The organism is Rheinheimera texasensis (assembly GCF_964031785.1).
Classification (GTDB): Bacteria; Pseudomonadota; Gammaproteobacteria; order Enterobacterales; family Alteromonadaceae; genus Pararheinheimera; species Pararheinheimera texasensis_A.
Genome location: NZ_CAXIRE010000018.1, coordinates 101,716 through 115,796, shown reverse-complemented (window position 1 = coordinate 115,796; position 14,081 = coordinate 101,716). Strand labels below are relative to the sequence as shown.

The window sequence follows — 14,081 nt, the reverse complement described above, 5'->3', positions numbered from 1 at the left end:
CTAAAAACAGCTTTTGACTGTAAATACTTCCCTGAGAAATTTTTTAAGGTTTTTATGATAAAAACTTGATAAAGTTGCGTTCAGAATTTCAGTTCGGCGATATCTATATCTCCGCGCTTCCCGTCGTCCTGATAGATAAAATTTTCATCCAGGCTGACGTCAAAACGTCTACCTAAATACTTCTGTTCAACACCAGTACTTTCAATCTGCAGTGTCTTGAGGTTAAAGCGGAAAATCTCCACTTTGTCCGGACCACTGGCTTTGGAAAAATAAATTCCTTGCTCGCGTAAAATAATTCTGGGCGAGAGGAACTCAAACTTAGGCATATTAATCAGTTTGATAACGTCCTGAGAATCTTTATACACCAGTTCAATATGCGGTTCCCCCGGCAAATGGCGCAATTGGTAAGCACCATTCGGGCTCTCCTGAAAAAAGTCCCATTTATCACTGAGAATGCTGGCTGCACTTTCTGCGATATTTTGCCGCATAATCTGCCATCGCCCATTGTGAGAAAGTTTAAAATAGATAGTCTGGCTGTCGGCCCCCCAAGATGGTTCACGACTCTGCTGATCCGGAGTGGTAATTGCAACAGGCTCTTTTCCATCCTCGAGCAGCCATATCATAGCGTTCACCAGCACCAGTAGTTTTTTTCCATCCGGAGAAAACTCAAGCACTTTGGGATACATTTGGCCGGTAAACGAACTAATTTGTTTTTGCCTTCCATCAGGGTAATAAAGCCAGACCTGCTGCCCGCCTGATCTGCTGGTTAACACTGCCGCAGGTCCATCAGAATGTGGATTCAGTTGAACTATTCCTTCCGACCGTTTGGCAAATTCAACATCATCGGTACTTTGTATTGGGTTTTCCAGACGATTATTTATTTTACGGATACTGCTTTGCCAGAACCGCCCGATACTTGCAAATATCCGATTATCTTTACTAACTAAGACGTCATGAGGAGAACTGTCTGTATTTGCGAAAAGTGCAGAGACACCGGAGTCCAAATCATACACAGACAACGAATTAGTGCCCGACGGGTAGATAATTCCTTTACCATCAACGGTCCAGGCGACATTTCCAGGGTAGTTATGTTCTGGTTGAAATAACATTTTGCTAGATCTGGTTTCCATGTCCAACAACCAAATCTGTCCGGTACCACCGGCTACATCTCGGACGAATACAATTTTACTGCCGTCGGCGGAAAATCTGGCGGCAAAATCCCCTAAGCTGGTTTGCGGCGGTGTGGTCAGCTCTTCAGCCGGACCGCCATCAACGGGTTGAAGCTGTAAAACTATACTTTCGGTTCGGGCCAACCAATTGGGAAACACTACATATTTACCATCAGGGGACCAGCTCATCCGCGCGCCAACACTCTTCAGCCCGCAGTGTGTCAAAAGTTTATCTGATTCAACATCATAGGTTTTGGCATTCAACGCCATGATGCGAATCTCGCAAAAGTGCTCTCTTAGTAGATGTTGATATACCACCCGAGTCATATCAGGGGAAAATATAGGACCTCTCAAACCACCCGAGCTAACTGTTTTCAGGAGCTTTTTTTCCAATGTTTGCGTGTTTTGCAGGACTAATGACGAGTTGCCTTCAAAATCCGGAGAATGGCCATACACCAGATAACGACCATCATTAGAAACATCCGGATAGAGTTCCAATCCATCCATACTGGAGATTGGTTCAAAACGACCAAAAGGTACATGCTGTTCGAGCTGGCTTTGCTGCCAATAATGCCAGCCAGTGATGACCACCATACAACTCACAAATACTGCAGCGAGTAACCACCAATGCCGGTGCTGGTTTTGGCTTTGCTGTTGGGCGGAGTGTTCGTCCTGTGCGGTTGCAACATCGGCGTCAGCATTATCAGCGACGAGAATTACTTCAGAGACAGGTGCAATAAAGCGAAAGCCGCGTTTGGGGATAGTTTCGATATACTTCGGCTCGCGGCTGTCATCTCCAAGCGCCACCCGCAATACACGGATCACCCGGGAGATGCGCCCGTCAGAAACGTCGCGGACGCCCCAGACATCACTGAGTAACTCATCGCGGGTGATCAGCCGTCCCGCATTGACCAGAAAATAATTCAGTGCCTTCTGACACAGATTATCCAGACTGGCGGTTTCGCTGATATCACCGGTTTCATCGATTTTGACTAATTTATCCTGTTGGGGCAGATACCACCAATCACCGACTTTTAAGTGTTGTTCTGGTTTGGCTGACATATGCTGCTCATTTTATTAACAATTAATCGCAGGTACCACTAAGCGGCATTTCAACCGAAATGACCGGTAATAACAATACATTAACGCAACTTTCTGCTACAGGTCGACCTGATAATTTTGAAATAAATTGTTTACGAACTTTGTCCGGCACCGCGCGGAACAGCGAATTTGGCGGCATCCGGCTGAAATAACCGGCAAACACCGGTAAGGCGCCGCTGCCCCCTGTCAGGCCAATGGCCTGGTTATCATCTCGGCCTAACCAGACCACAATACCAGTTTCGTGGTCAAAGCCGCTGAACCAACTGTCCCGATAATCACTGGATGTACCGGTTTTACCAGCAAAGCGGGTGCGTGGAAACTGTGATGATAACGCGGCCGCAGTGCCCTGCTGTGTCGCCTGCTGCAGGGCATATTGCAACAGATACAATGGCTCCTGCGCGATACGCTGTTCAGCTTTTTGTTGACGCTGATGCAGCACGCGACCTTCAGTGGTTGTGATGGCACTGACCGCAGCCAGCGGCAGATATTGGCCTTTATTCGCCAGCGTCTGATACAGCTGCGCCACTTCAAAAGGACTGAGCTCAACAGCTCCCAACAAAGACGACGGCTGCAACGACAGCTCGCGCTGCAACCCGAGCTGTTGCAGATTATCAGCCAGTTTAGGCAGGCCAACCTGCATGCCAAGCCGCACAGTCGGAATATTCAGCGACTGACTGAGCGCTGTCACAATCGGCACCGGACCGCGGAATTTTTTATCATAGTTTTGCGGTTGCCAGTTGCGGCTGCCGCTGCGCAAATTCATCGGCGTATCCTGCAGCATAGTACCAAGATTAAATACTGCCGGTTGCTGCAGCGCCCCTAAATACACCACAGGTTTGACAATACTGCCGATTTGCCGGCGCGCCGACAAAGCGCGGTTGTAACCAGCATATTGCATCTGACGGCCGCCGATAATGGCTTTTAATGCACCGCGCTGATAATCAGTGACCAGCATCGCACCTTCAATTTTGTCATTGAGCTGACTCAAACGGGCCGACATCGCCTGCTCGGCTGCCTGTTGCGCCATCGGGTCCAGATAAGTAAAGACGCGCAATCCCTGCTGCAACTGAGATGTGTCGGCAATCAGCTGACGCAATTCCTGGCGGACTTTGTCGATATAGGCCGGAAAACGGCCTTTTAAATGTTGTCCGAGCGGGATCACATCCAACGCCTGCTGTTTGGCCGCGTTGTGCTGGTCATGATTCAGGATGCCGTGTTCAGCCATTAAGTCGAGAATGAGATCACGCCGGCTCAGCGCACGGTCGGCAAAGCGGCGCGGGTCATACACCGACGGGCCTTTAATAATGCCGACCAGCAAGGCGTATTCGTGCGGCTTTAGTTCTGCCAGCGGTTTACCAAAATACAGCCGGCTGCCAAGCCCAAGGCCGTGCACCGGGTTGTCTTTGAACTGGCCGATAAAAATCTCGTTTAAATAGGCTTCCAGAATTTGGTCTTTGCTGTAGCGGAAATCCAGCACCAACGCGATCAGCGCTTCATTCACTTTGCGCAAATAGGTGCGTTGCTGATTGGTATACATGTTCTTCGCCAGCTGCTGGGTCAGCGTCGATCCGCCTTGTACAGTGCGGCCGGCCAGCAGGTTTTGCCAGAAGGCGCGGATAATAGATAACGGCGACACACCGTGATGGCTATAAAACTCCCGATCCTCTACCAACAACAAAGTTTCCCGGATCGGCTGTGGCACATCAGCTAAACGAACCAGTTCGCGGTCTTCCTGCTCGGCAGCCACCAGATGTTGTAATAATTGCGGTTCCAGCCGGGCTTTTTGCAGCGTTTTATCACCCTGATACAGCCGCTGCACAAATTCACCGGCGAACTCGACACTAAAACGCCGCACGCCGTCAGCGCCATCCGGAAACTCAAAAGCGCGCCGCACCACGTGTACCGTATTGCCACTGACATCATATTGCCCCGGGCCGTTCAGCCGCGGATCGGCGCTATATTGCAGCCGCGACAGTTCGTCAAGAAACTGCTTCTGATTTAAGTGGCTACCCGGTGTCAGTTCCAGCGTGCGGCCGTATAACTGCGCCGGCACCTGCCATTTATGCCCGGAAAATAACGTGGTGATTTTGCTGTCGAGGTAAATCAGATAAATCGACATCGCCGCCAGTAGCAGCAGGCCGAGTTTCAGGCTGAATAACAATACTGAACGCAGCAGTGGGTTCATCGGCGTTTTTTTTGCCGTTTTACGTTTTGTCGTCATCGGTCCGTCGCTTTATTTGCCATCGCTTTTTTGGTTTTGTTGGTTGGTTCTGCTTCTGCCGGGTCATCCGGCCAATAATGTTTAGGATAACGCCCGCGCATTTCCTTTTTTACATCCTGATAAGCATTTTGCCAGAAACTGGCCAGATCTCGGGTTACCTGCAGTGGTCGTTTTGCCGGTGACAACAGAGTGATAGTCACAGGCACAGCGCCCAGACCCACCGTTGGTGTGGTGAGCTGACCAAACATCTCCTGCAGCCGGATAGCTAAATGCACTTCACCGTCTGGCTGATAATCCAGCGCAACATAAGTACCCAATACTGAACGCCAGCTGGCCGGCAGCAACGCATCGAGCTTTTGTTGCTGCGCATAATCAAGCCTGTCCCGCAAAATCTGGCTCAGGTTCAGCTGCTGTAACTGCGTCAGACTGCGCACATCGCCTAAATAAGGCCCGAGCCAGTCCGGGAGGCTGTCCTGCAGCTGTGTTAAGGATAAATCAGGCCAGGGCTGCTCCGGCTGTAACTGCCGCGCCAATGCCAGCCGCTGCTGTAACTGCAAGGCTTCGTCGCTCCAGTGTAATACCTGCAGACCTTTTTTCTGCAGATAGTCAAGCCAGGCCTGACGCCGGTCATCGCTGCGTATTTCATCATTGCGCTGTTGCCGTTTGAGCACCAAAGCGCCGAGCCGCAACTGTTTTTCAGCAATAAAACGGCCGTTTTGCTCATCAAATTCCAGCCGGTTCTGCCAGTGTAAATCGGCTTGCCAGCTTTGGATTAACGCATCAAGCGTCCATTTCTCGGCCAGGCTAATCACAGCTTGTTGTTGCCACAGCCGCAAATCCGCCACCACCAATACCGCAGCGCCCTGCAGCGCATCGTCCGGCGGCAGACTGGCACCACTACCGTTGGCCAGCAGATAACCCTGACCACGGTTTTGCGCAATGCGGTCGGGAAAAGCCCGGCTTAACAGCTCTGGTGTTAACGACAGAGGCAGGCTTTGACTATGCCGGCCCTGCATCAGCTGTAACAGCTGCTGGTACTGCTGCCTTGCCATGTCGTTCTGGAACCTGAGCTGACTGCTGAGTTCAGTCTGGGCAAAACGCCGCGTCTGTTCGATTTGGGCGGCAATGGTGGCCGCCAGACTGACGGCACCGGTTTCACCTTGCTGCTCTAATTTGCGGGCATGTAATAACATCGCCGCTAAGCGCGGTTCCACTGGTAAAGCCAGCATTTGCCGGCCTTTAGCGGTTAATTGCAACCGCTCGTCCAAAGCGCCGAGCAGCTGCAGACATTGTTCGGCGGCCTGCAGCTGTTTCGGCGGTGGCGCGTCCAGCCAGAACAAATCACTGACTTTGGCGCCCCAACCGGCAATATCAAGCCGCAGCGCCAACAAATCAGCCTGCAGAATATCCGGCACTGTCTGGGCCCGGCGGCGCTGCCATTTCTCCAAGGTATCCAGCCGGTAACAGACGCCCGGCATTAGCCGGCCAGCGCGGCCTGCCCTTTGTGTTGCAGCCGCCTGGCTGATTTGAATAGTTTCAAGTTTGCTAAAACCGAGTTTCGGCTCAAACACTGCGGCACGGGCCTGCCCGGAATCAATAACCACACTGATGCCATCAATAGTTAAACTGGTTTCGGCGATATTGGTCGCCAGCACCACTTTGCGCTGGCCGGCTGGCGGTGCGGCGATGGCGGCTTGTTGCTCCGACAGCGACAAACTGCCAATCAGTGCATGTACTTTGATGGATGCATCCGGCAAGCGCTCTTGTAAATACTCGGCGCACTGGTCGATTTCACGTTGTCCCGGCAAAAATACCAGCAGATTGCCAGCATGTTGCGCCAGTGCCTGCAGCACTAAATCGCCACACTGCAGCGCCAGCGGCTGCTGAGTTGGCGCCTGATAACGCACATCGACCGGAAAACTGCGGCCGAGGCTTTTTAGCACCGGCGCCTGTAAACGCTGACTGAGTTTGTCACTGTCCAGCGTGGCCGACATCAGCAGCAACTTCAGCTGATCGTTAAGCTGTTGTACTTCCAAAGCCAGCGCGAGCGCGAGGTCGGTTTGCAGGCTGCGTTCATGGAATTCGTCAAAAATCAGCAGGTCGACAGCTTCAAGCAGCGGGTCACTGAGCATCTTGCGGATCAACACGCCTTCGGTCACCACCAGCAAGCGGGTTGCCGCCGACTGTTTTTGCTCCAGCCTGATCTGATAACCGACCGTGTGCCCGACGGCTTCCCCGAGCTGCTGAGCCAGATAAGCAGCAATACTTTTGGCGGCCAGCCGGCGCGGCTCCAGCATGATGATTTTTTTGCCGGCAAAGGCTGGCTGTTGCAGCAGATAAAGTGGCAAATAGGTGGATTTACCGGCACCAGGCGGCGCAGTCAGGATCGCAACCGACTGCTGCTCCAGTTGCAGCACTAGCGCAGGCAGAATATCGGCAACCGGCAAGGCTGCGGCAGAAAACGACGTCATGGCAGTCCGTGTCAGTAAAAGTGATACGCGGTAGCGCCGGGTTCAGCGCTACCGCAGGGCAAATTAAGCAGTTTCGCGCAGCAGCGTCTCAGCAATCAGCCGGATGCCCATACCAGTTGCGCCAGCGCCCCAGAAGCCATTGGCGGAGCCCTGGAAGGCGGCGGCTAAATCAACATGCAACCAGCCGGCGCCGTCATTGCCAACAAAACGGCTGAGGAAACCAGCGGCGTTACTTGCACCACCCGTGCCGCCGCCTTTGACCGGCCGGCTATTCGCCGTGTCGGCATAAGCAGACGGACATTGTTGCTGATGCCAGCGCTCCAGTGGTAATGGCCAGGCCGGCTCTGTGACTGCGTTAGCATAACCCAGCACCCTTTGTTGCAGGCCTTTGTCCAGACCAAAAATCGCATTGTATTCAGTACCTACCGCCATCATGGCCGCACCGGTTAAGGTCGCGGCATCGATGACTAAAGGTGCACCTGAAGCTGCTGCGATTTGCAGGCCGTCAGCCAGCACTAAACGCCCTTCCGCATCAGTGTTGACGATTTCCACCGTCACACCGTTTTTGTAAGTCAGGATGTCGCCCAGTTTAAATGCACGACCGTTAATCAGGTTTTCCGCGCAGCATAAAATCAGCTGGACGCGCTTTTGCAGGCCCTGACTTATTGCCAGCGCCAACGCGGCGGTAACAGTGGCAGCGCCGCCCATGTCACATTTCATCGTCAGCATGCCTTCAGAGGCTTTAATCGAATAACCGCCGCTGTCAAAAGTGATGCCTTTACCGACCAGCGCAGCAGCGACAGGCGCTTGTGAGTCAGCCGACGGATTGTAGTCCAGCACCAAAATAGCAGGCGCGCGATCGCTGCCGCGGCCAACGGCATGCACACCAACCCAACCTTCACTCAGCAGCGCATCGCCGCTGATCACCCGGTGTGTCACTTTACCGGCCCCGGCCACCGCACCGATAAACTCGATGGCTTCGTGGCAGAGTTTTTCCGGATATAAATCTTCCGGCGCGGCATTGGTTTGTTTTTTCGCCCAGGCAAAACATTGCTGTAACGCGACCAATTGCGCCACAGTGGTGTCATCACCAGTCCAGTGCACGCCGCCTAATTTTTTCGCAGTGCAGAAACCCTGATAAAAGGCCCATTGTTTATCCAAAGTCCAGCCGTCACCAGCCAGTTGCAGTGTCTGTACACCGAGCCCATCTAAAGTCCGGCCAGCTTTTTGAATTTGCCGCAGCACTTCAGCGCCACTCTGATGGATTTGATAACCATCGGCAGTTGGTGTTAACAGCGGGTTTTTACCAAAACGGACGTCAGCAGCAGCGCTGCTTAATTGAATTTGCAACAGTTCAGCCATAACAAAACCTTTTAATCGGGACAAATACCACAATGGGCCGAGTGTATCACAGCGCAGCAAAGACAGGACAGCAGCGCGGACCGCAGCTGTTAATGTGTCAGAATGCTATGCAGCATTTTTGCACTCAGGCCAATCAACAGCAGCGCAAAGATTTTTTTTAAGGTCGCCACCGGCAGACGATGCGCCAGTTTTGCGCCGAGCGGCGCCGTAAAAAAGCTGACTGCCGAAATCAATAAAACTGCAGGCAGATAGATATAACCCAGGCTAAATGGCGGTAAACCAACCTGATCCCAACCCGCCACGGCGTAACCAATGCTGCCGCTCAGCGCAATCGGCAAGCCAATCGCAGCAGAAGTGCCAATCGCCTGTTGCACCCGCACATTACACCAGGTCAGAAATGGCACTGTCAGCGAACCACCACCAATCGCAACCAGTGCAGAAATACTGCCGATGCCAATGCCAGTCGCAGTCATGCCAACAGCACCAGGTAAGTGCCGGCTCGGTTTGGGTTTGATATTCAGCAGCATCTGCAGCGCAACATAAGCCATAAAAACACTGAAAAAAATCGCCAGTGGTAACGCACTGACACGGGCAGCAATAAAAGTGGCGCCAAAAGTCCCAAGCACTATACCTGCGCTCATCAGCCTCACCACGGGCCACAACACGGCCTGATGTTGCTGATGCGTACGGGTACTGGCGATACTGGTCAGAATAATCGACGCCATCGACGTCGCGAGCGCGATGTGCACCACCTGTTCCGGCAGAAAATTCAGTGACATAAACAAGGTCGTCAGCACCGGCACCATAATAGCGCCGCCGCCCACGCCAAGCAGCCCGGCGACAAAACCGACCACTGCGCCCAATAATAAAAATGCCCACCAAATTTCCATCTTGTCTTCAATCTCCTGTTATTTGCCTGATTTTCTGCTATTGTGCCGGCCCTTTTCCGCGCATGTAACGGAAAGCGGTGAAAATTGCCACGGTTTGCTGAGAAAAACAGCAGAACCGGATGACGGTTCTGTGGTCTGTCTGTATACTTCCGCGGCTTTTTTTAATGTGATTGCGATGGTGCCGATATTCTGCTATCAATAGCCGCCATCTTTTTGCTTGGCACTGTTATACAGGAGACTACCATGCCAGAAGGCAAAACTACCAAATCTCTCGGCCTGTTGGCCATGGCTGGCGTGCTGCCTTATCAGGACGCGCCGGGCGAAGAGTACATGAACCCGAAGCAGCTGGAACATTTCCGCAAAATCCTCGACGCCTGGCGTCAACAGCTGCGTGAAGAAGTGGACCGCACTAAAAACCACATGGCCGATGAAGCAGCAAACTTCCCGGATCCAGTGGACCGCGCGGCACAGGAAGAAGAATTCAGCCTGGAACTGCGTGCCCGCGACCGCGAGCGCAAACTACTGAAAAAGATTGAAAAAACCCTGCAGAAAATCGAAGACGAAGACTTCGGTTACTGCGATACCTGCGGCATCGAAATCGGTATCAAACGTCTGGAAGCCCGGCCAACGGCGGACCAGTGTATCGATTGTAAGACGCTGGCAGAGATCAAGGAAAAACAACTCGGCGGTTAATGATGACCGTCGACTTCTCCTGTGTCAGGGGCCGGTTTGCGCCATCGCCATCCGGCCCTTTGCATTTCGGCTCATTAGTGGCCGCGCTCGGCAGTTATCTGCACGCCAAATCACAAGGCGGCCAGTGGCTGGTCCGCATTGAAGATATCGACGCCCCCCGCACTGTGCCCGGCGCAGACAGTGAAATTTTGCGCACGTTGGAACAGTTTGGCCTGCATTGGGACGACAGCGTAGTCTGGCAAAGCCAACGACTTGATTTATACCAGGATTATTTCGAACAGTTCCGGCAACAGCTGTATGGCTGTCAGTGTAACCGTGCCCGTGTTGCTGCTTTGGGTGGTATTTATGACGGTCATTGCCGTGGTTTGGGTTTGCCGGCCCATGCGGGACCACTGGCCTGGCGCCTGAAAAGCGCAGGAGTCAACACTGAATTTACCGATGTGTTCCGCGGCCTGCAGCAGATCCCAACCGCCCTTGCCGGGGAAGATTACATCATCAAACGCCGTGATGGCCTGTTTGCCTACCAGTGGGTGGTGGTGATTGATGACGTCGAACAACACATCAGCGAAGTGATCCGCGGTGCCGATTTATTACAGATGACACCGCGCCAACAGGCGCTGTGCCGCACTTTTGGTGCACCGGTGCCGGTGTATGGCCATTTGCCGCTGGCCGTGACAGTGCCTGGCCACAAACTCAGTAAACAAAATCACGCCACCGACATTCGCCGTTTTGCACCGGCGCAATCACTGACGGCCGCGTTACGGTTTTTAGGCCAACAGTTGCCTGTAGACGCAGAGCAGCTACCAGTCACAGAATTGCTGCAGTTTGCCCTGCAACACTGGCAGGCAGCGACAGTGCCACGGCAGCCTGAAATTCAAATCAACAGTTTTACCTGACCGGTTTCTGATTGCCGGCAGTACCGTATTTTCATTCATTTTTTCACCAGCCTGCGTTATCATACCGGCAATTTTTTTTCGCCTGTCAGGTGACTGGCCGCCGGCCGCATTGAAGTCTGTCTGTTTCCGGAATGCGCTGCCAGCAAGTGCCGCAGGAATGCGCCGCCACAACTCACCACACAACACCGTTCTTTCAAGGAGAAAGGCCATTATTTCCAGAGTGTTAGATTTTTGCCGCAAGCTCACCGGCAAAAAAGCCAAAGCCATCACCGAAGCTGTGGTGGAACAAACCGACGCCCAGCAACCAGCTGCAGCGGCTCCGGAACGTCGGCCACGTCGCACTAATGTTGAGTATCAGCGCAACGACAATGGCCGTCCGGGCCGGCCACCGCGTGAACGTTTTGAACGTAACAAAGACTCTCAATATCAGGGCGACCGTTCGCGCCATGATTCGCACCGCGACGCACAACGAGACACACACCGCGACACACACCGCGACACGCCCCGCCCACGTCGCGACAGCGGCAATCTGGGCCCTAAACTGAATCCTGATCATCAATCAGCGATTTTACCGGCGCTGCGCGTCATTCCACGCGACCAGCACAGTATCTCGCGCAAAGACATCAGCCCGAATGCACTCAAAGTGCTGTATCGCTTAAATGATGCTGGTTTTGAAGCTTATCTGGTCGGCGGTTGTATCCGTGATTTGTTACTGGGCCTTATTCCAAAAGATTTTGATGTCGTCACCAATGCCACCCCAGATGAAGTGCGTGCCGTCTTTAAAAACTGTCGGCTGATTGGCCGGCGTTTTCGCCTCGCTCACGTCGTATTTGGCCGTGAAGTCATTGAAGTGGCGACTTTCCGTGGTCATCACAGCGGCGGCGAAGAAGAGGAAAACATCCCGGCCGGCGTGCGTTCTGACCACGGCCAGATCCTGCGCGACAACGTCTACGGCACTATCGAAGAAGACGCAGAACGTCGTGATTTCAGCATTAATGCACTGTATTACTCAGTACGTGATTTTGCTATCTACGATTTTGCCAACGGCGTAGAAGCCATCCAACAGCGCAAAATTGAACTGATTGGCGACCCGGAGACCCGTTACCGTGAAGATCCGGTGCGGATTCTGCGCGCCATCCGCTTTGCCACCAAACTGAATATGGATCTGGCGCCGGCCACTGCCGCGTTAATCCCGGAACTGGCGGTCCTGCTGAAAAACATCCCGGCGGCGCGATTATTTGACGAATCGCTGAAGCTGCTGATGGCTGGTAAGGCGTTTGACAACTTCGTGATGATGCGCGACCTCGGCATCCTGAAACAGTTATTGCCACAAGTACACAAAGTGCTGAAGCAGGACAACGAAGGTAAAGTGTTCCACCTCATCACTAACGCGCTGCAGGACACCGACGAGCGGGTCGCGCAGGATAAACCGGTCACGCCAGCGTTTATCTATGCGGCGTTGTTGTGGTATCCGGTGGAACTGCGCATGCAGACACTGCTGATTGAAAGTGGCCTGAATGACATCGACGCGCTGAATATCGCCATGACCGAAGTGCTGGACGACCTGGTCCGCACTATCGGTATTCCAAAACGTTTTACGCTGGTGGTGCGTGACTTGTGGTCGCTGCAAGGCCGCCTCGGCAAACGGGCTGGCCGGCGCGCCTTTAAACTGATGGAGCTGCCGAAATTCCGCGGTGCTTTTGATTTTATGCAACTGCGCGCTAAAGCCGAAGGCGGCCACCTGGCCGAACTGGCGTTGTGGTGGCAGCAATTTGTCAACGCCGATGACGCAGAGCGTGAAGAGCTGGTGCTGGATTTAGGCAAAGAAGGCATTGAACCACGCAAACCACGGCGTAAACGCAAGCCTGTGCGGCGTAAACCGGCAGCTGATCAGGCATGATCCGGGTGTATCTCGGCCTTGGCGCCAATCTTGACGCGCCACTGCAACAGCTGCAGCAAGCGGTGAACGCTTTGATGCAGTTACCACTAAGCGAGCTGGCCGCTGTCAGTAGTTTCTACGGCTCCAAACCGATGGGGCCGCAAGACCAGCCGGATTATGTCAACGCGGTTGCGGCGCTGGATACCCACTTAGCGCCGGAAACCTTACTGGACGAATTACAGCGCATTGAGCTGGAACAGGGCCGGCAACGTAAAGATGAACGCTGGGGCCCACGCACTTTGGATTTGGATATCCTGCTGTATGGTGAAGCGGTACTCGCGACATCGCGGCTGACAGTGCCACACTATGGCCTGCATCAGCGTGAATTTGTGGTCTACCCTTTGCTTGAGCTAGCGCCGGCACTGGTTATTCCAGGCCTTGGTGCGCTGGCAGATATTGCATTACAGGTGCCGCGCAACGATCTGACGATCCTGGCGGCGCCGCAAGCCTGAGATCCGGCGCTTTCGCGCCATCTGATGCTTGCAGCACCGGGCTTAATATGCCATCTTGCGCGCGGATTTTTTAATGGTCGGAAAAGAGCATCATGGCAAAAATTACCACTGCAACTTTGCTGAAAATGAAACAGCAAGGTGAAAAAATCACTATGCTGACGGCGTACGACGCCAGCTTTGCCAAATTGTTCGCCGACAGTGGCGTCGAGACTTTATTAGTTGGCGACTCGCTGGGGATGGTGTTACAAGGCCAACCCGACACCCTGCCGGTCACCGTTGAACAAATTGCCTATCACACCCGCTGCGTGCGCGCCGGCGCCCCACAAGCTTTTATCATCGCCGACATGCCTTTTATGAGCTACGCGACTATGGAGCAGGCCTTTACCAATGTCACCCCGATGATGCAGGCCGGCGCCAATATGGTAAAAATGGAAGGCGGCGAATTTCTGTTACCGACCATCAAAGCTTTAACTGAACGCGGTGTGCCGGTCTGTGGCCACATTGGCCTGACGCCGCAATCTGTGCACGTGTTTGGTGGTTTTAAAGTGCAGGGCCGCGACGATGCTGCCGCTGAACATATCCTGCAGCAGGCCATAGCACTGGAGCAGGCCGGTTGCCAGCTGTTAGTGGTCGAATGTATCCCAACTTTACTGGCCGAGCGCATCAGCAAAGCGCTGCATATTCCGGTGATTGGCATCGGCGCTGGTGTCGTCACCGACGGTCAGGTGCTGGTGATGCACGATTTACTCGGGATCAGCAGCGGTTATATTCCGAAGTTTTCCAAAAATTTCCTGCAGGAAACCGGTGATATCAAAAAAGCCATCAGCAAATTTGTCGCGGATGTGAAAAGTGCGGCCTTTCCTGGCCCTGAGCATAGTTTCTGATAC

The 14,081-nt window shown here is 53.4% G+C and carries 10 protein-coding genes; 5 read left to right on the top strand and 5 right to left on the bottom strand.

Annotated elements, in window-relative coordinates; all coding sequences use genetic code 11:
- Positions 1-80: 80 nt before the first annotated feature.
- The 5 genes from ABNT34_RS08040 to ABNT34_RS08020 all read right to left on the bottom strand — a co-directional run bounded on the left by ABNT34_RS08040 (position 81) and on the right by ABNT34_RS08020 (position 9,214).
- Entirely contained in the window at positions 81-2,231 is a 2,151-nt protein-coding gene (locus tag ABNT34_RS08040) for a winged helix-turn-helix domain-containing protein (protein ID WP_348730452.1), read from the bottom strand.
- A gap of 22 nt (positions 2,232-2,253) precedes the next feature.
- On the bottom strand, positions 2,254-4,491 hold the full coding sequence (gene mrcB, locus ABNT34_RS08035) for a penicillin-binding protein 1B (RefSeq protein WP_348730450.1): 2,238 nt from the start codon (positions 4,489-4,491) through the stop codon (positions 2,254-2,256).
- Positions 4,488-6,962 (bottom strand): ATP-dependent helicase HrpB, encoded by a 2,475-nt coding sequence (hrpB, locus tag ABNT34_RS08030; protein ID WP_348730448.1) that lies wholly within the window; start codon positions 6,960-6,962, stop codon positions 4,488-4,490. Before hrpB ends, mrcB begins: the two co-directional genes overlap by 4 nt.
- 63 nt (positions 6,963-7,025) lie before the next feature.
- Entirely contained in the window at positions 7,026-8,324 is a 1,299-nt protein-coding gene (pepB, locus tag ABNT34_RS08025) for an aminopeptidase PepB (RefSeq protein WP_348730446.1), read from the bottom strand.
- An 89-nt stretch (positions 8,325-8,413) separates the two neighbouring features.
- Positions 8,414-9,214, bottom strand: a complete 801-nt coding sequence (locus ABNT34_RS08020) for a sulfite exporter TauE/SafE family protein (protein ID WP_348730444.1) — start codon at positions 9,212-9,214, stop codon at positions 8,414-8,416.
- Between the two features lie 243 nt (positions 9,215-9,457).
- Between ABNT34_RS08020 and dksA the strand changes: the two genes are divergently transcribed.
- The 5 genes from dksA (at position 9,458) to panB (ending at position 14,078) form a co-directional block, all read left to right on the top strand.
- The gene (dksA, locus tag ABNT34_RS08015; protein WP_348730442.1) at positions 9,458-9,907 is read left to right on the top strand and encodes an RNA polymerase-binding protein DksA; all 450 of its coding nucleotides are present in this window, start codon (positions 9,458-9,460) and stop codon (positions 9,905-9,907) included.
- Positions 9,907-10,803, top strand: coding sequence for a tRNA glutamyl-Q(34) synthetase GluQRS (gene gluQRS, locus ABNT34_RS08010; protein WP_348730440.1), 897 nt, complete (start codon positions 9,907-9,909; stop codon positions 10,801-10,803). Before dksA ends, gluQRS begins: the two co-directional genes overlap by 1 nt.
- Before the next feature lie 220 nt (positions 10,804-11,023).
- Positions 11,024-12,703: a polynucleotide adenylyltransferase PcnB gene (pcnB, locus tag ABNT34_RS08005; RefSeq protein WP_348730438.1), complete on the top strand. Its 1,680-nt coding sequence runs from the start codon at positions 11,024-11,026 to the stop codon at positions 12,701-12,703.
- Positions 12,700-13,194: a 2-amino-4-hydroxy-6-hydroxymethyldihydropteridine diphosphokinase gene (gene folK / locus ABNT34_RS08000; protein WP_348730436.1), complete on the top strand. Its 495-nt coding sequence runs from the start codon at positions 12,700-12,702 to the stop codon at positions 13,192-13,194. The genes pcnB and folK overlap by 4 nt, the downstream gene beginning before the upstream one ends.
- Positions 13,195-13,286: 92 nt before the next feature.
- Positions 13,287-14,078 (top strand): 3-methyl-2-oxobutanoate hydroxymethyltransferase, encoded by a 792-nt coding sequence (gene panB / locus ABNT34_RS07995; RefSeq protein WP_348730434.1) that lies wholly within the window; start codon positions 13,287-13,289, stop codon positions 14,076-14,078.
- The last annotated feature ends 3 nt before the right edge of the window (positions 14,079-14,081 follow it).